The following is a 22,951-nucleotide window of genomic DNA, read 5'->3' as shown; positions in this document are numbered from 1 at the left end:
ATAAAAAAGCCAATCAATAGATTGGCTTTTTTATACTCTCAATTTTAACGATCACTTACCCCGACATAGCGAAATAAATTTTCCACACCTAAATCAGATTTTAAAATAATTAGATTTTCATAAGTTGTTGTCGTGAGAGCTTCAAAAATATTCATATTCGGATCTTCGTGCAACTCATCCACATTTTGATCCATACACTCTTCAAATCGATCAGCAATAAATTCAAACCCCAAATCCATAGCAATAAATAAAGTATGTTCACATGGCTGAATATATTGTTCTTGCGCCCAGTCAATTATTGCTTGTTTGCAAAATGGACATTCAATATTCGCAGAAGCATCGTTAAGTTCAATTAATTGATAGTGCATTAGATTTGAAAAGAATAGAAAATTGTAGTGTAAAAGAAATTAATTGAAAGTTCTAGAAAAGGCTAGAACCACTCATCAAAAAAACACACAATAAAATTACATTGTAATTACAATATAATTTCAAATTCTCAGTTAAAGGAGATATCTTAGTATATTTTTTAATTACAAAAAATTTAGTTTAAGAATTATCGTTGCAAAAATAATAATGTAAAATCATGGTTGTTGCAGAAATAGGATATTTTAATGCTCACTGATCTTGATGATTTTTATTGTTTTGCTCTCGTCGTTGAGCATGGTGGTTTTAGTGCCGCTGAGCGTGTAACGGATATACCAAAATCAAAACTAAGTCGTCGTGTATATAGCCTAGAAGAAAACTTAGGCGTTCGCCTGATTCAACGCAGCTCTCGTCATTTTGCTGTTACGGATATTGGGATGGATATTTATAGACATGCTCAAGTCATGATGAATGCTGCACAGGCTGCTCATGATTTGGTTGATCATTTAAGTATTCAACCTAGAGGTGTTGTAAAGGTTAGTGTTCCTGTTGATATTGCTCAAAATCAACTGCCTAAAATTTTGCCTGCTTTCTTAAAAAAATATCCAGAAATTCGTTTGCAACTTATGGTCAGCAATCGTCGAGTAGATGTCATTAATGAAGGAATTGATATTGCTTTACGTGTTCGCTCAAAACTAGATGATGATCCAAGTTTAGTTCTTAGACAGTTTGCACTTATTGAACAGAGTCTATTTGCAAGTCAAGCATATCTAAATGAATTTGGAGATATAAAAAATCCAGAACAACTTAGTGAGCATCGCATTTTAAGTTTGTCAGAAGAGCATCTTGATCAACAATTCCTTTTGCATGGTCCAGACAATCAGCAAAAGAAAATCAAAGTCAGCCCTATCGTAATGGGTACAAATATTCATATGTTGGCGCAATTAGCGAGTCAAAACTGTGGGATCGCTTTACTACCAGAGAGCGCAGCAGAAGATTTTCTAAAATCTGGACAGCTTGTACAAATTTTACCGGAATGGAAAGCTCCTCACGGTATATTACATGCTGTATATCCATCACGCCGAGGGTTATTACCTGCTGTACGAGTATTTATTGATTATTTGGTAGAACATCTTTCTGAGCATTAAAATGAATTTAAAAAAAGTTCGATAATTATCGAACTTTTTTTATTTTTAAATTACAGGATAGTTTCCTACACCTTCAGGCCAAGGTGTTAAGAGTTCAAAGCCAGTGTCAGTTACAGCAACCATATGTTCCCATTGCGCAGATAACGAAAGATCTTGAGTAATAACTGTCCATCCGTCATTTAATTCTTTAACCTGTGGTCTACCCGCATTAATCATCGGTTCAATCGTAAAGACCATACCTTTTTTTAATACTAAGCCTTGGCCCCGCTGTCCATAGTGTAAAACATTAGGTTGTTCATGATAAATCTTACCAATCCCATGACCACAATATTCTCGAACAATGCTATACCCTTCTCGATGAGCAACTGACTGAATAGCATAACCAATATCGCCTAGTGTAGCTCCGGGCTTAACAGCATGAATCCCAGCAACCATCGCTTCATAAGTTGTATCAACCAGTTTTTTTGCTTGCGGGTTTACATCACCCACAAAATACATGCGGCTCGTATCACCAAAATAGCCATCTTTAATAATTGCGACATCAATATTAATAATATCGCCATCTTTTAAAATCTTATTCGGTGACGGAATTCCATGGCAAACTACTTCATTTACTGATGTACATATTGTTTTAGTAAAACCATGATATCCCACATTCGCAGGAATAACTTTTAAAGTATTTACAATATAGTCATTACACAGGTTATCTAAATATTCCGTAGATACACCCGGTTTAATATATGCCCCTATCATTTCTAAAACTTGTGCAGCCAAGCGTCCAGAAATTCTTAACTTTTCCAGATCTTGTTCAGTTTTTATTGTAACAGTAGAAGCTCTCATTCAGTTTTATCCTCGTAGACACTGCTTTTTACCACGCCTACAAAAATGTAAGTTAATTTAGAATATTCTAGAACGGATATAGGATAGGCTGGAAGCATTAAATGCCCAAATATTCAACATTCATAATAGAAATTCATACTTTTATTTTTGCATAATTTCTTTAAAAAGTCAGAGGCAAAAAATGATTTCCTAATTTCTTTCAATGGTTTTTCAAATACATACCTTAACCAGTTGATATTTTTAATATCTATTAAAGGTTTTTATGCTCTGAAAAAAATCTTTTTCACATAAAATACCGCTTGATCATGATCTCTTTTGCTCTAAAATTCCTTCTTTTTTATTAATTTTAATTTATGCAACATCTTCGTACTGGAGATATTATTGCCCTAGGTTTTATGACCTTTGCTCTTTTTATTGGGGCTGGCAATATTATCTTTCCTCCCATTGTCGCTCAACAAGCCGGTGATCATGTATGGCTAGCCGCTATAGGCTTTTTGATTACTGCAGTTGGTCTACCCGTAATTACCATCATGGCACTCTCTCGTATGCAGGGTTCCATTGAAATTATTAGCTCTCCTCTCGGTCGAGTAGCAAGTCTGATTTTAACCGTTGTTTGTTATTTATCAGTAGGCCCTTTATTTGCTACTCCACGTACAGCTACTGTTTCTTATGAAATTGGTTTTTCATCTTATTTTGGAACATCAAGTAGCAGCCTTTTAATTTACAGCGCAATTTATTTTTCATTTGTAACTGTAGTTTCACTTTATCCAAACAAGTTATTGGATACTGTTGGTCATGTGCTTGCTCCGCTAAAAATTATTGCTTTAGCAATTTTAGGTATTGCAGCAGTTATGATCCCAGCGGGTTACGTCCCTGCTCCAATCAACCATTACGTTGAATCTCCAGTTTCGGAAGGTTTCGTAAATGGTTATCTCACTATGGATACTTTAGGCGCACTAGTATTCGGTATCGTAATTATTCAAGCGATTTATTCGCGTGGTGTTACCGATAAAAAATTAGTCACTAAGTATGCGATTATTGCCAGTCTTATTTCCGGTGCAGGTCTTACTTTAGTCTATTTAAGCTTATTTAAATTAGGTGTAGGTAGTCACGAAGTTGCGCCAAATGCAGCAAATGGTGCAGTAATTCTACATGCATATGTTCAACATGCTTTTGGCAATATGGGTTCATTATTCTTAACTGGCCTAATTTTTCTAGCATGTATGGTGACAGCGATTGGCTTAACTTGTGCTTGCGGTGAGTATTTTGCGCAGTTAACTAAATTGCCTTACAAACTTTTAGTATTCATTTTAGTTGGTTTCTCTTTCATTATTTCTAATCTTGGATTAACCAAACTTATTGCTGTATCAGTACCTGTTTTAAGCGCAATCTATCCCCCTGCAATTGTTGTGATTATGCTTAGCTTCTTTTGGAAATTTTGGCACAAACCCTCTTTTATTGTCGGTTCAGTAACAAGTATTGCTTTAATTTTCGGTATTATTGACGGTATTAAAGTTGCTGGTTTTGGTGATTATTTACCTGCATTTCTTCAACATTTACCTTTAAATGAACAAAACTTAGCTTGGTTGATCCCATCTTTAGTTGTTCTAGCAATTACCGTAATTATCGACAAAGTTAAATTTAAAAACATTTAATCTAGTGTCTCTTTTGAAATCGAGTTTTACCCAAACATGATTTTATATATTGAATAAAATGCTGAGTTTACCCAACCGGCATTTTATTTCCACACTACTTTCAATGACAAATCAACTATAGATATAATCAGTTTTTACTGTAAAATTACACTAAAATAATTTTTAGCTTACTAGGAAAGAAGAGCAACAATGAAAAGTAAATATTACCTAACACAAGCAGATGCAGAGTTTTTAATGGAAGAAGCTCAAAAATATGCAATTGAACACAACTTTAAAGTCAGTATTGCTATTGTTGATGAAACAAGTTCTCTTCTGATGATGAAACGTTTAGATGGTGCTTCACCTTTATCCTCACATTTATGTTTAGAAAAAGCAAAATGCTCTTCAATATCAGGTAGACCTTCAAAATTTTATGAAGAACTTCTGCAAAGTGGACGCTTAGGTTTTTTAAGTATGCCTAGTGCTCAAGGAATGTTAGAAGGTGGAAAACCCATTATTTATGACGGACAAGTTTTAGGGGCGATTGGCGTTTCTGGTGTCCAATCTTTTGAAGATGCAGAAATTGCTCAACATGCGATTGATACATTTTTAAAAAAACAAAACAGCTAACCTGAAATGATAGAAAAGAGAAATTATTACACTTTTCATTAAAATATTTTCTCTTTTCTAAAATATTAAGTATTTTATACAAAAATATTTAATATTTACTTTTTTAATACCTTAACCTTTTATAAACATAGAGTTTTTTATAAAACTGTTCAAAAAATTTTCTATTCACTATTGAATTGAATTAAAAATAGAAGTACAACATTAAACTTATTCTTGACTAAAACATTCGGTTTTAGCGCAACCACAAGGAGGGATGGAGATGTTATCATTACATTTCAACAAACAAGTCTTCATTAACACTCTGAACAGCAAAGATTCAGTTGTTTATGGAGTAACACCGCTTGCTCTTATGCTGACTTTACTGTTTCAAGGTATGATTAAAGGAAATCTGAAACCCGAATACTTTATGTATGCGATGGTTGTTTCTTTCATATTTTGTGTGTGGGCCTTTGTCGACCATAAGATGCGAAAACTAGCTAAAAGACGTCTTAGTCAACAAAACTTGAATACTTAAAAAATGGATGAGCAATCATCCATTTTTATACATCCAAAAATAAAAAAATTGTTCCGATAACTAAAATAGCTGTAGCTAATAATTCAGTCAAAATTAATCCCACCATCATTAAAGTCATCATCCATGAAGGTAAGCTAAAACGACCTAGCTTGTGAGGACGTTTGAATTGATTTGTTGTGTCCTGTAAATAGCCATGTATGATATAAACCAGAATTGAAAAACTAAAAAATAGAATATTTGCGAACACACACCATAAAGTAATATTTTCATTTAAAACAGTAAAATAGCTTAATACAGCTAAAATTAGGCTAGCAGCTGCATATAACAAACTACTTCGATGAGCGATATCCACATAATAATGAGCACGACTTAATTCTGAACGGCGTATTTGCCAATATTTCCATACCCCAGTGAGCATCCCTATCCATAAAAATATGCCACTAAACACAATTGCGAGCTGTACAGCTTTCGGTAAATCCATCTTTTTTCCAATTATTTGTTTTATTCAAATTTAATGAGCTATATAACATAAATATTGACTTTATAGTCACATTTTAACCAAGTTTCATTTCAGAACTTGTGTAAATTAAAGATATCAATAAACCAATCACTACGAAATATTATGGATAACACTTTTGAATCATTTTGGATGACCTGTAAAGATGGTTATCAACTTGCTGCACATTTTTATCCAGCTCAATCCCCAAAATCAGTAAATCCCGTGTTGATCTGTCCAGCAACAGGTATTACTAAAAACTTCTATCATTCTTTTGCTACATGGTTAAGCGAACAAGGATATGACGTATTAAGCTTTGATTTCCGTGGAATTGGAGGGTCCTTACACGGGTCTTTGAAGCAAAGTACAGCAAGTATTAATGATTGGGGAGTTCTCGACATTCCTTGTGCAATTGATACGTTATTAGAAAAAACGAAAGCAGAACAAGTTACCCTTCTTGGCCACAGTGCTGGTGGGCAGCTATTAGGAATTGTTCCTAATTTTCATAAAGTAGCAAAAGTTATCGCGGTCGCAGGTTCCACTGGCCATGTAAAAGGTCTTAAAGGTAAAACCAAGTTTTTAGCACCAGTAATGTTCAATGTCATCTTTCCAATTTCTAGTGCTTTTAAAGGTTATGGCGCTACTCAATTTATTGGAATGGGAGAAAACTTACCAAAAAAAGTCGCCCAACAGTGGCGAGAATTTTGCAGCCATCCTGGCTATGTGAAAAATGCTATAGGTAAAACAGTCCATCATGATTTTCATAGTGAAATTATCTGCCCCATTACTTCAATTTGGGCAAGTGACGATGAAATTGCAACCGAGCGTAATGTTGAAGATTTATTAAAACTTTATCCTAATGCACCCACAAAAATGTTAGAGCTAAATCCCATGAAACTTGGGCATAAATCAATTGGGCACATGCTAATGTTTAAAAAATCACATCAAAACTTATGGTCACTCCTAGAACAGGAAATCCAACACTAATCTATTGATCTTTTACTTTTGCCTCTATACCCGTAATCCGGTATAGAGGTTTTTTTTAATATTAATACCCACTTCTTTTATAAAGTTAGTTTATTAACCTAATAATTATCATAAGAAATCAAAATATATTAACCACCTATTCCTTTGTATTAAAAACAAGCATTATTTACGTAAATACGTCGATATAGCTTTAAAGTTCTGCTATCGTTATTTATACGAAGCTGTTGTTTAAAAACGGTTAAACTAACCTATTTTTAATACAAACAGCTTCTTTTTTTCTGTTTAGCTAAACCAAAGAAATTGTTCAAGGATAAGTATGCTAGCACTAGAGCCTCGACATATTCATATGAACCAACATGCTGTTGATAAAAAGCATGCATTACAGTGTCTAGTAGATATATTGGTAAAAGATGGGTTAGTTACACCTGACTACATTACAGGACTCATCAATCGCGAACAACAAAGTGCCACCTATTTAGGTCAAGGCATTGCTATTCCCCACGGTACACCCCAATCTCGCAAATTTATTCTAAAAACAGGTATCCGTTTAGCTCACTTTCCAGAAGGAATTATATGGGATGGTGAAAACAGAATTTATTTAGCTGTTGTTATTGCAGCAAAATCTGATGAACATTTACAAGTTCTACAAATATTAACTCGAGCTTTAATGCATGATGTAAGTGAACAGGTAAAAAATGCTAAACAACCTGAACAAATTATTGAAATCTTACAAGCTCAACCATTATCTTTAACTTTGCATGAAAATTTAATTCAAACTGAAATTGAATCTCAAGATATTGAAGATTTGTTTTGGTCTGCATCTCAGATTTTAAAAAAACACAATTTCGTAAAGTGCGGTTTTCTAAGTTCACTTGACCCTGATCAAGTTATTCAACTACAAGATCAAATCTGGTCTATTTCAAGCAGTAAGTTTGTTCAACAACCAGCAATCAGTATTGTAAAGCCCCGCCATGCTTTAGACCTAGGCGGACAAAAATTAAATACGCTCGTGTGTATCGCTGCCAATGAGCAATTAGATAGCCAGAGATTTAATCGACTGATTGATATTCTGTTTAATCCAGAGCAAGTTGCACAATTAGACCAAACACAAGCACCAAATGAAATTGCTAAAATCATTGGTGCAGATGTTATTCCCGATTGGCCCCACCGTTCTGTTGTACTCGCTAATGCACATGGATTACATGCTCGACCAGCAACTCATTTAGTAAACTTAACAAAAAGTTTTCAAGGTGATATCCAAGTCGCAGTAGATGAAGGCAATTTTGTTTCAGCTAAAAGTTTGACACGTCTCTTAGCTTTAGGTTGTAAACGCGGCCAAACTTTACGTTTCATTGCTGAACCAGAAACGGATGCAGTTGAAGCTTTAGATAAAGTTATTCTGGCAGTGCAACAAGGCTTAGGTGAAGAAGTTGAACCTATACAATCTTCAGACATAAAAGTAGAGCAATCTAGTGAAATCCCAAGCCATTCAAAACCACTTAGCGCAAATACAGGAATTGCTGCTTCAAGCGGTTTAGCTTTTGGCCCTGTACATGTAATTAAACCTAAGGTTTACCAATATGAACGCATGGGCTTAAGTGTCAAAGCAGAAAAAGAAAAACTTGATATTGCACTTCACGCAGTTAAAAACAATATTCACCAAGTTATTGCAAAATCTGAAGTGGCTGAAATTAAGCAAATCTTCCAAGCACATTTGGAAATGCTTGATGACCCAGATCTTATTAATGGTGTTTATCAAAAGATTAACCTAAATCTTTCTGCTCCTGCTGCTTGGCATGAGCATATTGAAGCAGCAGCCAAAGAGCAAGCAGCTTTACCAGATCGATTACTGGCTGAGCGTGCGACAGACCTACGTGATATTGGTGATCGCGTTTTGGCTCAACTCTGCGGTGAGGTCATCATCGAAGAACCTAAAGAACCTTATATATTGATTATGTATGACGTCGGACCAAGTGATGTAGCCCGCCTTAATAAAGATCGTGTAGCAGGTATTTTGACCGCCGTAGGTGGTGCAAGCGCTCATAGTGCCATTGTTGCTCGTGCTTTAGGTATCCCTGCAATTGTTGGCGCTGGTGATCAAGTACTAGATATTGAGCAAAAAAGTTCTCTTTTAATTAATGGAGATACCGGAGCTTTTATCTTAAATCCTAATGCTCAACAAATCGAACAAGCGAAACAAGAGCGAGAGCTTCAGAAAAAAATTCGTGAAGAAGCTGAACGTCATAGCCAAGAACCTGCAATTACACTGGATCAACACCAAATCGAAATTGCTGCCAATTTAGGAAAAGTTCAAGCGACCCCTCATGCAGTAGAATGTGGTGCCGAAGCAATTGGCCTACTTAGGACTGAACTTGTTTTTATGGCCCATAGTAGCGCTCCGAGTGAAGCTACCCAAGAAGCAGATTATCGCATCGTTTTAGATGCTCTTGCAGGCCGTCCCCTCGTAGTACGTACGCTAGATGTAGGTGGTGACAAACCACTCCCTTACCTTCCAATTGCTGAAGAAGAAAACCCATTTTTAGGATTGAGAGGTATTCGTTTAACGCTAAGACAGCCAGAGCTGTTGCGTCAACAACTTATTGCTCTGCTTAAAGCTGCAGATGACCGCCCTTTAAGAATTATGTTTCCAATGATTGGACGTGTAGAAGAATGGCGTGCTGCAAAAGCTATTCTTGATGAAGTTAAAGCGACATATCCATGCGCCGACTTACAAGTTGGGATCATGATTGAAGTTCCTTCTGCTGCTTTACTTGCACCTATCCTCGCGCAAGAAGTGGACTTTTTCAGTATCGGAACAAATGACTTAACTCAATATACATTAGCCATTGATCGTGGACACCCTATTCTATCGGCTGAAGCAGATGGGCTACACCCAAGTATTTTGCAATTAATTGATCAAACTGTAAAAGCTGCACATAAGTATGGCAAATGGGTTGGTATATGTGGTGAACTCGCAGCCGATCCAAAAGCTGTACCCATTCTAATGGGCTTAGGGGTGGATGAGCTTAGTATGTCACCGAATAGTATTCCTTTGGTTAAAGCCCAAATTCGTACACTTAACTACAGCCAAGCTCAAGTGCTTGCAAAGCGTGCACTTGAATGTGATAGCGCTACTGCTGTACGTCAGTTATCCGAACAAGAAATGTAAAAATTAGGAATGGTAATGGCTAAAGTTTTAACAATTACTTTAAATCCTGCAATTGATGTGACTATACAACTCAATGAGTTACAGATAGGTGAAGTAAACCGCCAAGAATCTGTAGAAATACATGCGGCAGGCAAAGGTTTAAATATTGCACAAGTTTTAAAAGATTTGGGGCATGAGGTTGTTGTTTCTGGTTTTCTAGGAGCAACAAACAGACAGATTTTCGATGACCATTTTAAAGAAGCTCAATTTCAATCTGAATTTATTTATATTGAAGGTGAAACTCGCCAAAATATAAAAATTGCTGAACATTCAGGACGTATGACGGATTTAAATGGAAAAGGTTTTTTCGTATCTGAACTAGATAAGAAGCACCTCTTCCAAAAAATTCAAATGATTTTGCCTCTGGTAGATGTGGTTGCTATTGCTGGAAGCCTTCCGCAGGGATTTAGTGTTGATGAGTTAAAACAACTTATTAAACTCATTCAAGCGCAAGGGAAAAAAGTTGCACTAGATACAAGTGGTAAAGCGTTGGTTGCTGCCATTGAATGTCAGCCATGGATGATTAAACCAAATACAGATGAGTTAGTAGAAAGTTATCAGCTTCCTGCCACAACCTATGCTGAACAAAAAAAGCTTTTTGAAAACCTAGCCAAAATTGAACATGTCGTTATTTCAATGGGTGAAGACGGTGTAAACTGGTTACATGACACTCACCCACTTCATGCCACAGCACCTAAAGTAATAGTTAAAAGTACAGTTGGTGCGGGTGACTCTCTTTTAGCAGGTATGATTCATGGCTTATTGAGTGGCTTCTCTGCTGAAGAAACATTAAAAACTGCTACAGCAATTGCAAGTCACGCTGTAACACAAGTAGGCTTTCGTATTCCTAATGCTGAAAAGCTAAACCAATTAAAAGCCCAAACAACAATCAATTCATTGAGTGAATCTGATGCCAACTGCTAAACGTTTATTATTTGTTATTAATAGTCCGCAACAGCAAGTCAATGCTTTGATTTTAGCTCGTAAGCTTGCACAAGTCGCGTCCCAACAGGGTTATCAAAATAGCATTATTTCACTTGATGAATTCGAAGTGAATGAAAGCTTTGACCAAGTTATCGTTGTTGGACAACGCCCGAAAAATCTTAATATTTTTGGTACGCACCCTTTATCTTTTATTAATATTGAAGAGATCAAAAGTGATGCTCAGTCAGCTCTTCAAACTGCTTTAGATCATTTTAAGTCTGCTCAAGACTGGCAAAATGATAATAGCTTATCAGCATCTACAGCTAAAAAATTTGTTGCGATCACTGCATGTCCTACGGGCGTTGCGCATACTTTTATGGCCGCCGAAGCTTTACAGCAAGGTGCAGAAAAACACGGTTATGATATTGAAGTAGAAACTCAAGGTTCCGTTGGTGCAAAAAATATCTTATCACCTCAAGCTATTGCTGATGCAGACATCGTTATTCTTGCGACTGACATTGAAGTTAATACAGACCGTTTTGTAGGTAAACGTGTTTATAGATGTAGTACAGGTTTTGCTCTAAAGCAAACAGGTAAAGCTTTCGCCGAGGCAATCAGTAATGCGCAAGTTTTAGAACAAGGTAAGCAACAAACATCTACAGAAAATAAAGATAAAGCCGAAAAAGTTGGCGTATATAAACATCTCTTAACAGGTGTCTCTTATATGTTACCTATGGTGGTGGCAGGAGGTCTTTTAATTGCCCTCTCTTTATGCTTTGGTCTCAATGCAGCTGAGCAAGCAGGCAGCTTACCAGCCATATTAAAACAAATCGGGGCCGCAGCATTTATGCTTATGGTTCCAATGTTATCTGGTTATATTGCCTACTCGATTGCTGATCGCCCTGGCCTCGCACCTGGTTTAATTGGAGGCTTACTCGCTTCTCAGCTACAAGCAGGTTTTCTAGGAGGTATTGTCTCTGGTTTTCTTGCAGGCTATATCGCACTTTTTATTGCAAAAAAACTCAAACTTCCTACAAGTTTAGAAGCACTTAAACCCATTTTAATTATTCCATTATTAGGTACATTATTTGTTGGCCTTATCATGTTTTATGTGGTTGGACAGCCCGTAGCGCATATTTTTGAGCTAATGAAAGATTTCTTAAACAACATGGGTACAACAAATGCCGTGTTAATGGGAATTATATTAGCAAGTATGATGTGTATTGATTTGGGTGGTCCAATCAATAAAGCAGCTTACGCTTTTACTGTTGGATTACTGACAACAAATACTTATATGCCTATGGCAGCCACGATGGCCGGTGGTATGGTCCCTGCTCTTGGTATGGCTATTGCGACTTTCATTGCTAAAAATAAATTTAGTACAGGAGAAAAGGATGCAGGAAAAGCAGCTTTTGTATTAGGTTTATGTTTTATTTCTGAAGGTGCTATTCCCTTTGCAGCTAAAGACCCTATGCGTGTTATTCCAACTTGTATTTTAGGTGGAGCTGTAACTGGCGCACTTGTTGCCTTGTTCCATTGTGAGTTAGTTACTCCTCACGGTGGTGTATTTGTTCTTTTAATTCCAAATGCAATTAATCATGCTTGGCTATACCTTGCTGCAATCGCTGCTGGGAGTGTGGTTACAGGCATAAGCTATGCTATTGTTAAGAAAAAAATAGAAGATAAAACAGCAACTATTTCATAATTAAAAAGGGAGAAAATAAATTCTCCCTTTTTAATAATCATTCATTTTATAGAACTTATATCATTTGATTTGAACAGCTCTTGCCATAATATGTGCGGGCACTTCTTCTGCGAGCATTACGGTTAGAGTTCGCTCTTTTGAGATTTAATGGATAAAATTTATTGAAATTATAATTTATAGACAAAAATACCTCTATTTCAAAAGCTTATTATTTAAAATAATGTTTAAAATTTATTAATAAAAATCAGATATTTAATATAGAAATCTAATTTTATTTTACTAAATAATAGATGTTTCATGTTAAATGTATGGTAAATTTCGCCAACATCAAAACAATACAAGTCATTGGTATATATAAATATTTTTTATTTAAATATCTTAATTTTTCATAGTTATGACTTTAGAGACAAAAACTTTCTCGTTCAATGCCACGTTCAAATCATAATTTTTTTTCTACGATGCCCTTGCAAGCAATATCGTTCAATTAACGATCAAGCAAGCTTAAATGCAATCTTACATATCCACTCAAAGAGTTTCAGGTACGGCTTTGTTAAACAGTTTTTACCTTTAATAGTCTTTGATTATAGCTGAAGAGTATTTAAAGTTCGCAAAGTTGTAGGAACGCTTTATAAAGATAAAGACAATTAAACCATGTCATTGTTAAATGAAGCTATATAACTTTTGCTCATCAAGTAAAGTCCTGCTATAACTTGCTTGATGAAACTATATTTTTCAACTATTAAAGATAGTTCACCAGGAATGCGATCCACCAAGGTATGGGGAAAAGTCAATGACAAAGAAGTATGCGCGTTTTTTACCTACAACAGAATCTTTTACTCTTGAAGATTTTCCATATTATTGGATTACTCAAGTACATGCTCAATATGTACAAAACATTGATAATGCTTTAAAAAAATATGGTTTAGATAACTCACGTCGACGCATCATGTTGGCTTTAAGCAGCAAGCCCCATGCAAGTGTTTCTGAACTCTCAGATATGATTATTTCAAAAATGTCGACTACCACAAAAATTGTTTATCGTTTGAAAGATGAAGGTTTGGTTGAAACTTACTCTTGCCAAACTGATGGTCGTATCACTCGTGTAGTACTTACAGAAAAAGGGACTGAAATGATCAACAAGATCAATGATCTTACAAGTGTAGTACTTGAGCAGTCTTTTGAAGGTATTACTCCCTTACAGCTAGAAAAAATGATGGAAAGTTTAAAATTACTTTTAAAAAACCTTTCTCGCTAAGATGAAATAAGAATCTATTTATACCCAATAGTTAAGCTCTCATTATGAGAGCTTAACTATTTTAATATCTCTACTTTAATATTGAGAGAAATGGCATCCCACATAAAATAATCAATTAACCTTCTATCTGTTGACTTGAGCTCTTAACTCCAGTAGAAATTCTCTTTCAATAACTGAATAGCAAATTTCGGAAAATGGCTAAAAGAAAATACAAAAGTGACAAATTTCAGGTACGTCGTATTAACCGTAGCTGGTGGGTACTTGAAAAAGACCTTGAATCAAACTGCTATTTAAAACATGAGCAAGTGGCAACAAAAACCTTAGCAAACAACTATGCTGATGATTATATCGAACAGTACTATATGAATCTGTACATACAACAACAGTTGAACAAGCCAGAAACTGTATAAAAAGCCATTTTGGCTTTTTTTATTTTTATAATTAAAATCTATAAAAATTATGCATAAAAAAAACCTACATCTTGGGGAAAATGTAGGCTATAAAATGCACAAAAAGGAAATATATATCCTTTTTGACAAAAAGAATTTTACGATAATACAAGCTATTATTTTATATTACTTTTGTAAATTTAATAGCAATTATTGTATTTAATTAATCTCTTTTGAGAGCTTCTTTGTTTATATGATGGATAAAATTTGATTTATTAAATTCTTTATTTTTTATCTTTACTCCTTCTGCTTTCTTAGTTTTATTTTTAATATGACAAATATATATGGATAATTATAAGCTGCTGTTTTAATAAGTTTTTTACAAAAATAAGCATAAATATTTTTTTAAAGAAAGATAAATAAAAATTAATAAATAACAAAAACATAAATTAAATCTTTAGTATATATTAGTTTTAATAACTCAATTTTAGTTCAAAAAAAATACACATAAAATTTATTATTTGCTGTTTTGCTTACTACAGAAAGATTACAATAATGGCTAATAAATAGATTAATCAACACAATCTTTCTAGGCATGTTATGACTTCAATGTCGAACAACACCCAAAAGCATTTTATTGTTGAGCAAATTCCACTCCCAACTTGGGTAAGTGATGAAAATGGCTTGATATTATATTGCAATATAGAGTGTACAGAATATTGGTTGGATACTTTTTCTCCATTGCCAGCGCAATGGCTAGATTTTATTTATCCTGCCGATTTAGATGAAGTCAAAAACAGATGGCTCGAAGCAATTCGCCTACAAAAAAGAATCGAATTAAAATGTCGACTTTTACGAGCTGGAAATCAATATAGATGGTGCAAACTATCGATTCAAGCATCTAAGTATCGCAGCTCCTCACAAACTAGCGAATGGTATGTTAGCTTTTTAGATATAGATCACGATATTCAAGAACAACAAAACTTGCAAAAGAACATTGAAATACAAAATCAGATGTTAGATATCAGTGTAGATTGCATTAAAGTTTTAAATGTAGACGGCACACTTTCTCATATGAACAAATCAGGATGCCTCGCTTTAGGTATACCTGTTGATGAAACAGAATTTGGAATGAAATGGCTCGAACTATTACCACCGCACATTCGTAAACGCGGTCGAGTCGCTTTGAAAAAAGCTCTTCAAGGTAAAGTTGCTAGATTTGCAGGAATGAGCTGTTTGCCAGATCAGGATCCTGAGTATTGGGATAATATGCTTACCCCGATTCATCGGGAAAATGGTGAAATTGGACAAATCCTTTGTGTCTCACGTAATGTTACTCAACAACATTTGGCAGAAAACCAGCTTAGGAATATGAGTGAGAGAGATGAACTGACCGGATTATATAATCGGCGTTCATTTAAATTTCAACTTAAGCGTACTCTCTCATATTCAAAAGACACTCAAACAAGTGTAGGGTTACTTTTAATTGACCTCGACCACTTTAAACATATTAACGATACTTTAGGGCATAGCGCAGGCGATCATCTATTAAAAGTTCTCTCCAAACGCTTTAGTCATTCTGTAGATGATGAAAAGTGCGTTGTCGCGCGACTAGGCGGAGACGAATTTGCGGTTATTATTAATAACCTTAATTCTGAAAATGATGTCCGAGAATTAGCAGCCATTTTACTTCAACAGTTAAATCAGCCGATTACCTATTTAGGTAATGTCTTAAATGGTGGGATGAGCATTGGCTGCGCAATTTACCCGCAAGATGCCGTAGACCAGTCAGGTTTGCTCAGTTGTGCCGATATGGCATTGCATGATTTAAAAGCGCGTGGTCGTGGTGGTATTCGCATGTATGATCCATGCATGATGCAAATGACTGAAACTGTCGCTTCTCAGCTTAATTTAGCTCGTCAGCTGATTCGCCATCATACCATCCAACCCTATTATCAACCTAAAGTAGACCTAAATACCCATCGTGTAGTGGGATTTGAAGCTTTATTAAGATGGCATACAACCTCAGCTCAAAGAGGCTACCCAGCACAAATTGCGGAAGCTTTTAAAGATTATAATTTAGCGAGTAAGATCGGTGAAACGATGCAACACCAAGTTTTACGTGATATCGCTAAATGGATAAATCTTGGTATTACCCCACTCCCTGTTTCACTAAATGCTGCACCAGTTGAGTTCTTAAGAGATAATTATGCTGAGAGACTTTTGAAAAAGGTTAATCAATTTCAAATACCGACGCATTATATTGAAGTGGAAGTCACTGAGCACATGCTAGGCGACCGAGGCTCGGAATATGTGATCCGTGCACTTAATAAATTAAAACAGCATGGGGTACGTATTGCACTTGACGACTTTGGGACTGGTTTTTCATCGCTAACCCATATTCGCGATTACCCGATTGACAGTTTAAAAGTAGATTGCAGCTTTATCCAAAAGATGCAACATGACCCATCAATCTATGCAATTGTCCAAGCAATTGGTTTACTCGCTCCAAATTTATCACTTGGGCTTATCGCCGAAGGAATTGAAACTCCAGAACAAGAAGAACTGCTTCGACAATTTGGTTATAGCATAGGCCAAGGGTTCTTATTTGAATCTGCTATAGATGCTACTCAGGTTATTTCCATACTTAAACAAAATCAGCCTTACTTAGAAAGTCATTACAATCTTTGAAAATAGGATGTTTAATAAACCTTTTAGTTTTTATTCATACTAAAAATAAACAATAATTTTTCAAAAACTGTTCATAATATAAGCATAAAGATAATAATTTCGGTGTTTCCGCACCATACATTGTCACAAGACAATAAGGAGCAATATATGAGTTATCACCATATCTTGGTTCCAGTCGATGGTTCTCCTACTTCACTTATTGCCGTTAATCATGCAACAGCAATTGCTAAGGCCTTTGGCAGTAAAGTGACTCTAGTATATGCACTTACCATAGATCCTTTCATTTCTGTAGAGTTCATCGATAGTACAGAATTAGCACAGGATTATTTTAATAAAGCTAGAGCATCGATTCAGAGCATTTTAGACCAAGCTAAAGAACAATTTAGCCAACATGGAATTTCTGTTGAAACAAAAATTGTTGAGGGTCAAACAATCCACACAGAAATTATTAAAGCAGCTAATGAGCTAAAAGCAGATTTATTAGTGATTGGCTCGCATGGGCGAAAAGGGTTTAAAAAGTTCTTCTTAGGAAGTGTGACTCAAGCCCTTTTAGGAGAAATTCATTTACCGGTATTAGTCGTAACTGAATAGTTTTCTAAAGCTAAAAAACCGATCTTTAATAGATCGGTTTTTTAATAGCCTGTATTACTTAGCCTTATAGGTGAACTTAATGAGAGATCCTGGATTTTCTAATGTATTTGTTACTGAGCCATCATCTTTTTGAACATTTCCGGCAGTGTCAGTTAATACATATAAAACGTTCCCATCTGGACTTGCAATCACATCACGATAACGGTTGTTGCTTTTAAACATTGGCACAGCGTCATCATAAGTAGTGCTATAAGTTGGATCTAACTTAATACGGAAAATAACACCGCGTTTTAAAGATGGAACCAATAATGTATTTTCCCAACCAGTAATTGCTTTTTTACCGCCCTTATAGACATAGGCAGATGACGGCGCAACTGTTGGCCAACAAATATAGATCATCTCTCCACAAGTTGGATCGTTATAGTTGTAGGTATCTTGAACGGTATATAAAGTTTTTAATGGTGGGACAAAGTTTTTACCAGTCCATTCAGATTCTTTCGTCACAGGAACCCCTGCGGCTACTTTTACTCCATTCTGAGCTAAATCCTTAATTGACTTATTGGCTGCTGCTGAATAGTTTGCATAAGCATAGCCACTATCATCTTTATAACCTGCTACATTCGGCCAACCATAGTTGCCACCTTTGACAATGAGGTTAATTTCATCGTCAGAGTTTGGGCCTTGTTCAGACTGCAACAATTTACCATTTGGAGTGAATGCTAAGCCCTGCGGATTACGATGTCCAAGTGTATAAATATGGCTAACCACCCCGTTAAAACTTGGATTATCCTTTGGAATACTTCCATCAAGATTTAAACGTAGTACTTTACCCATATAGGTGTGATAGTCTTTGCCATTCAGTTCTTGTTGAGTTGGCGTATGTTGTGCTTGATTTGGCAAGAACAAATAAGCAAGCTGGTTACGCCCTTGGTCACCAATCGTATAATAAATCTTTTGATCTGGACCAATGACAAGACGACCAGACTGATGGTCTTTCGATGATGGTAATCCCGCCAATAAATCTACTGGCTTCTCGAGCGTATCTGTTGATTTATTATAGGTATAACGACGAATAATAGTTTGGTTCGGTAATTCTTTATCTGTAGATTTCGGATTTTTAAATGTGCCTGAAATATAGATATAAGGATTATTTTTAAAGTCAGGATGGAAGGCAAAGCCTAATAAACCATTTTGCCCATCAGCATCATTGACAATCTCAGGCACCTGAAAAACTGTTTTTACACTACCCGACTCTGGATTCACTCTTAGAATCTTGCCTGTTGCTCGCTCAGTTAACCAAATTTGATTATCAGGTCCCCACAACAAAGCATGTGGCTTATTTAAATTAGACAGAATAACTTTCTTGTCAAAGTTTTCTGTTTTTGCTTTAGCAAATTGAGATGGAGTTAGAGGAACATCAGCAAATGCTGAGAGTGTAACTAGCTGAGCAGCGCCTAATAAAGCAATTTTAGCCAATAAATGTTTATTCATGTGTCCACCTTATAAATTGTCAAAATTTTCCGAGAATTTTTAAACCTCTAATAAAGGGTTTGTACGAGTTCTCTATATGATTTGTATTATGATGAATAACGAATCTATTAAAATCTAAATTTCTGAAAGGCTCTGTTGCATAAAAGTAGCTATTAAAACAGAATAAACTCTCTTTAAGATGAGCAACTTAACTATACGATTTATCTATTCTATTAATTTTATATCTGAAACTTTTTTGAAATGGCCATGAGTTAGATAAACACTTATTAACGAAGTTATTGATAGTTAAAAATTAATACTTAAAGAGACAATTCTAATTATAAAAACATACATCAGTAAAAGATAAAAGTTAGAAGCTGTAATTAAAGAAAAGCTTTATAACCAAGGATATCTTATGTGTGCAAATTTTAAACCTATTAAGAAAACACATGCCCATCAATTAGATTTATTCGAACCAACCTTTGAATATAAGATGGATATTTTCCCGAGTGATGATTGTCCACTCATTTTATCTCATCAAAATGAGCTTGAGTGGAGAAAAGCTAAATTTGGAATGCTTCCCCCTTATGCCAAAGAAATCGCATTCAAATATGCAACTTATAATGCCAGAACAGAGACAGTACAACAAAAGCGCTCTTTTAAACATGCTTGGTTAAATGACCAGTTTACGCTTATTCCTGTTGAAGCCATCTATGAACCTAAATATATTAATGGGAAAGCACATTGGTATGGTATTTTCCGTCAAGATGGCCAACCTTTTACCCTTGCTGCAATCTATGAAGAAACACTTATAGATGAACAGAAAGTTAGATCAATGTCGCTATTAACAATTAATGCTGATCATCACCCTTTCATGAAACAATTTCACAAACCTGATGATGAAAAACGCTCAGTTATTGTAATACCAGACGATCTTAGAAATGATTGGCTCAACTGCACTCATTCTGAAGCCAAAGATTTTTTCTTAGATATGCCTGCGAATGAATTTGCCTCAATGCCAAAAGCTGAAATGAAAAATTATGATTAAATCGGTTTAGTCGACTTAGGTTAGTCAGCCTTAAAAACTTATGCTATTCTTCGGGCACTTTTTAAAGCCTCAAATCTCTATACCTATGACACTTACGCCACCTTAAGTTTATTTACCCTTATCTATTGTAAATAACTTATCACTGTTTAGTGATGTGGTGTAGTCGCTTGTGTTGGTATATCACATCACTAGCCTTTTAAATTTAGAACTTAGGCTATTTCTCATGTTATCCAATGTCCGAGAACAATGGTTCTCTAATGCCCGCGCAGATATTCTTTCTGGTCTTGTGGTTGGTCTTGCTTTAATTCCAGAAGCAATTGCATTTTCAATTATTGCGGGTGTAGATCCAAAAGTTGGTTTATATGCCTCTTTTTGTATTGCCGTTATTATTTCTTTCGTAGGCGGTCGTCCAGCTATGATTTCGGCAGCTACGGGTGCCATGGCTTTGGTTATGACAACGCTCGTAAAGGAACACGGGCTTCAATACTTATTCGCTGCGACAGTATTAACTGGCGTCATACAGATTTTGGCAGGATATTTTAAACTTGCCAAACTCATGCGTTTTGTTTCCAAATCGGTGATAATTGGATTTGTTAATGCTTTAGCGATACTCATCTTTATGGCTCAATTACCAGAATTGGTAAATGTGACGTGGCATGTCTACTTACTAGTAGCAATTGGTTTAGGAATTATTTACCTTTTCCCCTATATTCCAAAAATTGGAAAGTTCTTTCCCTCGCCCCTTATTTGTATTGTAGTAGTAACATTACTCGCTATTTTTTTAGGGTTTGATGTTCGAACTGTTGGTGATATGGGTTCATTACCAGATACGTTACCTATATTTCTTATTCCGAATATTCCTTTTAATTTAGAAACAGTTCTTATTATTCTTCCATATTCTTTAGCGCTGGCTGCAGTTGGCTTACTTGAATCAATGATGACGGCAACAATCGTTGATGAAATGACAGATACATCTAGTGATAAGTTTCAAGAATGTAAGGGTCAAGGTATTGCTAATATCGCTTCAGGTTTCATGGGCGGTATGGCTGGTTGTGCCATGATTGGTCAGTCAATGATTAATGTAAAATCTGGTGGTCGTACACGTTTATCTACTTTCTGCGCGGGAATATTCTTACTTATTCTAGTTGTGTTTTTAAGTGATTGGTTAAAAGTAATCCCTATGGCTGCTCTTGTTGCTGTCATGATTATGGTATCGATCAGTACTTTTGAGTGGAGCTCTCTGACTCAATTTAAAAATAATCCTAAAAGCAGTAATGTCGTTATGATCGCTACGGTTATTGTAGTGTTTGCTACCCATAACTTAGCACTAGGTGTATTAACTGGCGTATTACTTTCAGCACTTTTCTTAGCAAATAAACTTGAAAATGATATTCGTATAGAAACTTCATTTGAAGATCAAGCTCGTCTATATGAATTAAAAGGTCAAATATTTTTTAGTTCATCTGAAAAATTTATGCAAGGTTTTAACTTTAAAGAAGATGTTAAAGAAATCATTATTGATCTCACCCATTCTCATATTTGGGATGTGACTTCAGTTGCCATGTTAGATTCAGTTGTGAATAAATTTCAAAAGAACGGTGTTAAGGTAACGGTTCGCGGTTTAAATGAAGCCAGCTCAATCATGATTGATAAATACGGTACTCATGCGAAAATCTAAAAAAGGTCCTCCGGGACCTTTTCTAATTTAAATAACTGCTTTTACTGCGCAGATTTATATAGCAACCGATTTGGGCTACCAGAAGGATTTTTTACCACATTACTACTCGCTTGATTTAACAGATTAGCTGAGATTGTCTGAGGTGTTGCAGTAGGCGTACTTTGCAACATTTCAGCCACCACACCAGCCACATGTGGAGTAGCCATTGAAGTTCCATTTAAAACTTTAGTTGCTGTATTACTCCCAATCCAAGAAGAATTGATCTGGCTTCCTGGCGCAAAAATATCAACACAACTTCCATAATTCGAATAACTAGCTCGAGTATCTGTATTATCTGTAGCAGCAACAGTAATTGCCTTACTTACTCTGGCAGGTGAAGTACTACAAGCATCTGTATTCGAGTTTCCTGCAGCCACAACCATTACATAACCATTATTAAATAAATTTTCTACTGCACTATCTAAAGATGTGTTTGCTTCACCTCCTAAAGACATATTCACTACAGCTGGCTTTTTACCATTTTTCAATATCCAATCTAGCCCCGCAATCACATTACTCGAAGCACCAGAACCATCACATCCTAAAATCCGAATAGGCACTAAGTTTACATTCTTGGCAACACCATAGGTACTACCACCAACTGTTCCCGCTACATGGGTACCATGACCATGACAGTCACTTGTTCCATTACTATCAGATATCGCGGTATAGCCACTTAATACCCGTCCAGAGAACTGTTGATGTGTAGACAATATTCCTGTATCAACAATATAAGCAGTTGTGCCTGAACCTGTTTGTAAGTACGAATAGGCTGAATCTAGAGGTAAGTTTTTTTGGTCAATACGATCTAGTCCCCAATCTGGGTTGCTTTGGGTAGTCGCATCAACTTTCATGATTGTGTCATTTTCTACTGAAACGACTTTCGGATTTTTTTTCATTGCTTCAACAAAAGCAGTACCGGCAACATCGGGTAAATAAATTGCAAATCCTTTAAGTACAGCATCATAGGTCTGTAATACCTTCCCACCATGTTGTTTAGCAATACCTTGTGCAAACTCGTTAGAAGAACCCACATCCTTATTAAGAATAACAATATATTGATTTTTAATAATTCCTTTTGCTTCAGATGAGCTTAGTACAGAATTTGTTGTAGCTGGTGCAGCATAGGTTAAATGGCTGAGCGCTATTGCTAAGAGAAAAGTCGAAACTTGGCAAAACTTCATAGAAAATCTCCATATTTTTTACTTTAGACATCATTTTTATGATCAGTACAGTCTTTATATTTAGGGATTAACATCTTTAGAAAGGAATTTTTATTATATTCTCCATATATTATGACCACGTCATGTTTTCATAAAACTTGGATTCACACAATGCTAT

The 22,951-nt window shown here is 35.6% G+C and carries 19 protein-coding genes; 14 read left to right on the top strand and 5 right to left on the bottom strand.

Annotation, left to right across the window (positions count from 1 at the left end):
• Window positions 1-44 precede the first annotated feature (44 nt).
• Complete coding sequence (locus tag AC52J8_RS07895) at window positions 45-368, bottom strand: hypothetical protein (protein ID WP_002121003.1); 324 nt, start codon at window positions 366-368, stop codon at window positions 45-47.
• Between the two features lie 243 nt (window positions 369-611).
• Here AC52J8_RS07895 and AC52J8_RS07890 point away from each other — a divergent pair, with 243 nt between their 5' ends.
• Window positions 612-1,511 carry a LysR family transcriptional regulator gene (locus tag AC52J8_RS07890; protein WP_002120927.1) on the top strand — a complete coding sequence of 300 codons (900 nt, stop codon included), beginning with the start codon at window positions 612-614 and terminating at the stop codon, window positions 1,509-1,511.
• A gap of 45 nt (window positions 1,512-1,556) precedes the next feature.
• Here the strand turns inward: AC52J8_RS07890 and map are convergent, their stop codons facing one another.
• Complete coding sequence (gene map / locus AC52J8_RS07885; RefSeq protein ID WP_086399469.1) at window positions 1,557-2,351, bottom strand: type I methionyl aminopeptidase; 795 nt, start codon at window positions 2,349-2,351, stop codon at window positions 1,557-1,559.
• A 353-nt stretch (window positions 2,352-2,704) separates the two neighbouring features.
• Here map and brnQ point away from each other — a divergent pair, with 353 nt between their 5' ends.
• The 3 genes from brnQ to AC52J8_RS07870 all read left to right on the top strand — a co-directional run bounded on the left by brnQ (window position 2,705) and on the right by AC52J8_RS07870 (window position 5,129).
• Complete coding sequence (brnQ, locus tag AC52J8_RS07880; RefSeq protein WP_005073945.1) at window positions 2,705-4,006, top strand: branched-chain amino acid transport system II carrier protein; 1,302 nt, start codon at window positions 2,705-2,707, stop codon at window positions 4,004-4,006.
• Between the two features lie 189 nt (window positions 4,007-4,195).
• A complete protein-coding gene (locus AC52J8_RS07875; RefSeq protein WP_005073943.1) occupies window positions 4,196-4,615 on the top strand; it encodes a GlcG/HbpS family heme-binding protein in 420 nt (139 codons plus the stop codon).
• 259 nt (window positions 4,616-4,874) lie between these two features.
• Window positions 4,875-5,129: a hypothetical protein gene (locus tag AC52J8_RS07870; protein ID WP_005073940.1), complete on the top strand. Its 255-nt coding sequence runs from the start codon at window positions 4,875-4,877 to the stop codon at window positions 5,127-5,129.
• Between the two features lie 25 nt (window positions 5,130-5,154).
• On the opposite strand, the gene AC52J8_RS07865 is transcribed toward AC52J8_RS07870, so the two are convergent.
• The gene (locus AC52J8_RS07865) at window positions 5,155-5,610 is read right to left on the bottom strand and encodes a hypothetical protein (RefSeq protein ID WP_019767691.1); all 456 of its coding nucleotides are present in this window, start codon (window positions 5,608-5,610) and stop codon (window positions 5,155-5,157) included.
• A gap of 141 nt (window positions 5,611-5,751) precedes the next feature.
• Here AC52J8_RS07865 and AC52J8_RS07860 point away from each other — a divergent pair, with 141 nt between their 5' ends.
• The 8 genes from AC52J8_RS07860 (at window position 5,752) to AC52J8_RS07825 (ending at window position 17,375) form a co-directional block, all read left to right on the top strand.
• Window positions 5,752-6,612, top strand: coding sequence for an alpha/beta hydrolase family protein (locus AC52J8_RS07860; RefSeq protein ID WP_025464285.1), 861 nt, complete (start codon window positions 5,752-5,754; stop codon window positions 6,610-6,612).
• Between the two features lie 316 nt (window positions 6,613-6,928).
• The gene (gene ptsP / locus AC52J8_RS07855) at window positions 6,929-9,781 is read left to right on the top strand and encodes a phosphoenolpyruvate--protein phosphotransferase (RefSeq protein WP_496538907.1); all 2,853 of its coding nucleotides are present in this window, start codon (window positions 6,929-6,931) and stop codon (window positions 9,779-9,781) included.
• Between the two features lie 15 nt (window positions 9,782-9,796).
• Entirely contained in the window at window positions 9,797-10,744 is a 948-nt protein-coding gene (gene pfkB, locus AC52J8_RS07850; protein ID WP_086399471.1) for a 1-phosphofructokinase, read from the top strand.
• Window positions 10,731-12,449 (top strand): fructose-specific PTS transporter subunit EIIC, encoded by a 1,719-nt coding sequence (locus tag AC52J8_RS07845; protein WP_086399472.1) that lies wholly within the window; start codon window positions 10,731-10,733, stop codon window positions 12,447-12,449. The genes pfkB and AC52J8_RS07845 overlap by 14 nt, the downstream gene beginning before the upstream one ends.
• A 790-nt stretch (window positions 12,450-13,239) precedes the next feature.
• On the top strand, window positions 13,240-13,704 hold the full coding sequence (locus AC52J8_RS07840; RefSeq protein ID WP_002121027.1) for a MarR family winged helix-turn-helix transcriptional regulator: 465 nt from the start codon (window positions 13,240-13,242) through the stop codon (window positions 13,702-13,704).
• 194 nt (window positions 13,705-13,898) lie between these two features.
• The gene (locus AC52J8_RS07835; protein ID WP_002120955.1) at window positions 13,899-14,114 is read left to right on the top strand and encodes a hypothetical protein; all 216 of its coding nucleotides are present in this window, start codon (window positions 13,899-13,901) and stop codon (window positions 14,112-14,114) included.
• A 579-nt stretch (window positions 14,115-14,693) separates the two neighbouring features.
• Window positions 14,694-16,784, top strand: a complete 2,091-nt coding sequence (locus AC52J8_RS07830; protein WP_496538906.1) for a putative bifunctional diguanylate cyclase/phosphodiesterase — start codon at window positions 14,694-14,696, stop codon at window positions 16,782-16,784.
• Between the two features lie 147 nt (window positions 16,785-16,931).
• Window positions 16,932-17,375 carry a universal stress protein gene (locus AC52J8_RS07825; protein ID WP_002120966.1) on the top strand — a complete coding sequence of 148 codons (444 nt, stop codon included), beginning with the start codon at window positions 16,932-16,934 and terminating at the stop codon, window positions 17,373-17,375.
• A gap of 54 nt (window positions 17,376-17,429) precedes the next feature.
• On the opposite strand, the gene AC52J8_RS07820 is transcribed toward AC52J8_RS07825, so the two are convergent.
• Window positions 17,430-18,866: a glucose/sorbosone family PQQ-dependent dehydrogenase gene (locus tag AC52J8_RS07820; protein WP_086399474.1), complete on the bottom strand. Its 1,437-nt coding sequence runs from the start codon at window positions 18,864-18,866 to the stop codon at window positions 17,430-17,432.
• 394 nt (window positions 18,867-19,260) lie between these two features.
• Here AC52J8_RS07820 and AC52J8_RS07815 point away from each other — a divergent pair, with 394 nt between their 5' ends.
• Together AC52J8_RS07815 and AC52J8_RS07810 are read left to right on the top strand one after the other, a co-directional pair.
• Window positions 19,261-19,893: an SOS response-associated peptidase family protein gene (locus tag AC52J8_RS07815; protein ID WP_140157907.1), complete on the top strand. Its 633-nt coding sequence runs from the start codon at window positions 19,261-19,263 to the stop codon at window positions 19,891-19,893.
• A 223-nt stretch (window positions 19,894-20,116) separates the two neighbouring features.
• A complete protein-coding gene (locus tag AC52J8_RS07810) occupies window positions 20,117-21,571 on the top strand; it encodes a SulP family inorganic anion transporter (RefSeq protein WP_086399475.1) in 1,455 nt (484 codons plus the stop codon).
• A 41-nt stretch (window positions 21,572-21,612) separates the two neighbouring features.
• On the opposite strand, the gene AC52J8_RS07805 is transcribed toward AC52J8_RS07810, so the two are convergent.
• A complete protein-coding gene (locus AC52J8_RS07805) occupies window positions 21,613-22,794 on the bottom strand; it encodes a S8 family peptidase (protein ID WP_086399476.1) in 1,182 nt (393 codons plus the stop codon).
• Window positions 22,795-22,951: the final 157 nt, after the last annotated feature.

The organism is Acinetobacter sp. S-1 (assembly GCF_059579785.1).
This window is presented reverse-complemented; position numbering and strand designations above follow the sequence as displayed.

Coding starts and splice junctions, on each gene's coding strand:
- AC52J8_RS07865 (WP_019767691.1), bottom strand. CDS start 5,610: ATGGATTTACCGAAAGCTGTACAGCTCGCAATTGTGTTTAGTGGCATA.
- brnQ (WP_005073945.1), top strand. CDS start 2,705: ATGCAACATCTTCGTACTGGAGATATTATTGCCCTAGGTTTTATGACC.
- AC52J8_RS07845 (WP_086399472.1), top strand. CDS start 10,731: ATGCCAACTGCTAAACGTTTATTATTTGTTATTAATAGTCCGCAACAG.
- AC52J8_RS07825 (WP_002120966.1), top strand. CDS start 16,932: ATGAGTTATCACCATATCTTGGTTCCAGTCGATGGTTCTCCTACTTCA.
- AC52J8_RS07815 (WP_140157907.1), top strand. CDS start 19,261: ATGTGTGCAAATTTTAAACCTATTAAGAAAACACATGCCCATCAATTA.
- AC52J8_RS07820 (WP_086399474.1), bottom strand. CDS start 18,866: ATGAATAAACATTTATTGGCTAAAATTGCTTTATTAGGCGCTGCTCAG.
- AC52J8_RS07835 (WP_002120955.1), top strand. CDS start 13,899: ATGGCTAAAAGAAAATACAAAAGTGACAAATTTCAGGTACGTCGTATT.
- AC52J8_RS07830 (WP_496538906.1), top strand. CDS start 14,694: ATGACTTCAATGTCGAACAACACCCAAAAGCATTTTATTGTTGAGCAA.
- AC52J8_RS07890 (WP_002120927.1), top strand. CDS start 612: ATGCTCACTGATCTTGATGATTTTTATTGTTTTGCTCTCGTCGTTGAG.
- pfkB (WP_086399471.1), top strand. CDS start 9,797: ATGGCTAAAGTTTTAACAATTACTTTAAATCCTGCAATTGATGTGACT.
- AC52J8_RS07875 (WP_005073943.1), top strand. CDS start 4,196: ATGAAAAGTAAATATTACCTAACACAAGCAGATGCAGAGTTTTTAATG.
- AC52J8_RS07840 (WP_002121027.1), top strand. CDS start 13,240: ATGACAAAGAAGTATGCGCGTTTTTTACCTACAACAGAATCTTTTACT.
- map (WP_086399469.1), bottom strand. CDS start 2,351: ATGAGAGCTTCTACTGTTACAATAAAAACTGAACAAGATCTGGAAAAG.
- ptsP (WP_496538907.1), top strand. CDS start 6,929: ATGCTAGCACTAGAGCCTCGACATATTCATATGAACCAACATGCTGTT.
- AC52J8_RS07810 (WP_086399475.1), top strand. CDS start 20,117: ATGTTATCCAATGTCCGAGAACAATGGTTCTCTAATGCCCGCGCAGAT.
- AC52J8_RS07870 (WP_005073940.1), top strand. CDS start 4,875: ATGTTATCATTACATTTCAACAAACAAGTCTTCATTAACACTCTGAAC.
- AC52J8_RS07805 (WP_086399476.1), bottom strand. CDS start 22,794: ATGAAGTTTTGCCAAGTTTCGACTTTTCTCTTAGCAATAGCGCTCAGC.
- AC52J8_RS07860 (WP_025464285.1), top strand. CDS start 5,752: ATGGATAACACTTTTGAATCATTTTGGATGACCTGTAAAGATGGTTAT.
- AC52J8_RS07895 (WP_002121003.1), bottom strand. CDS start 368: ATGCACTATCAATTAATTGAACTTAACGATGCTTCTGCGAATATTGAA.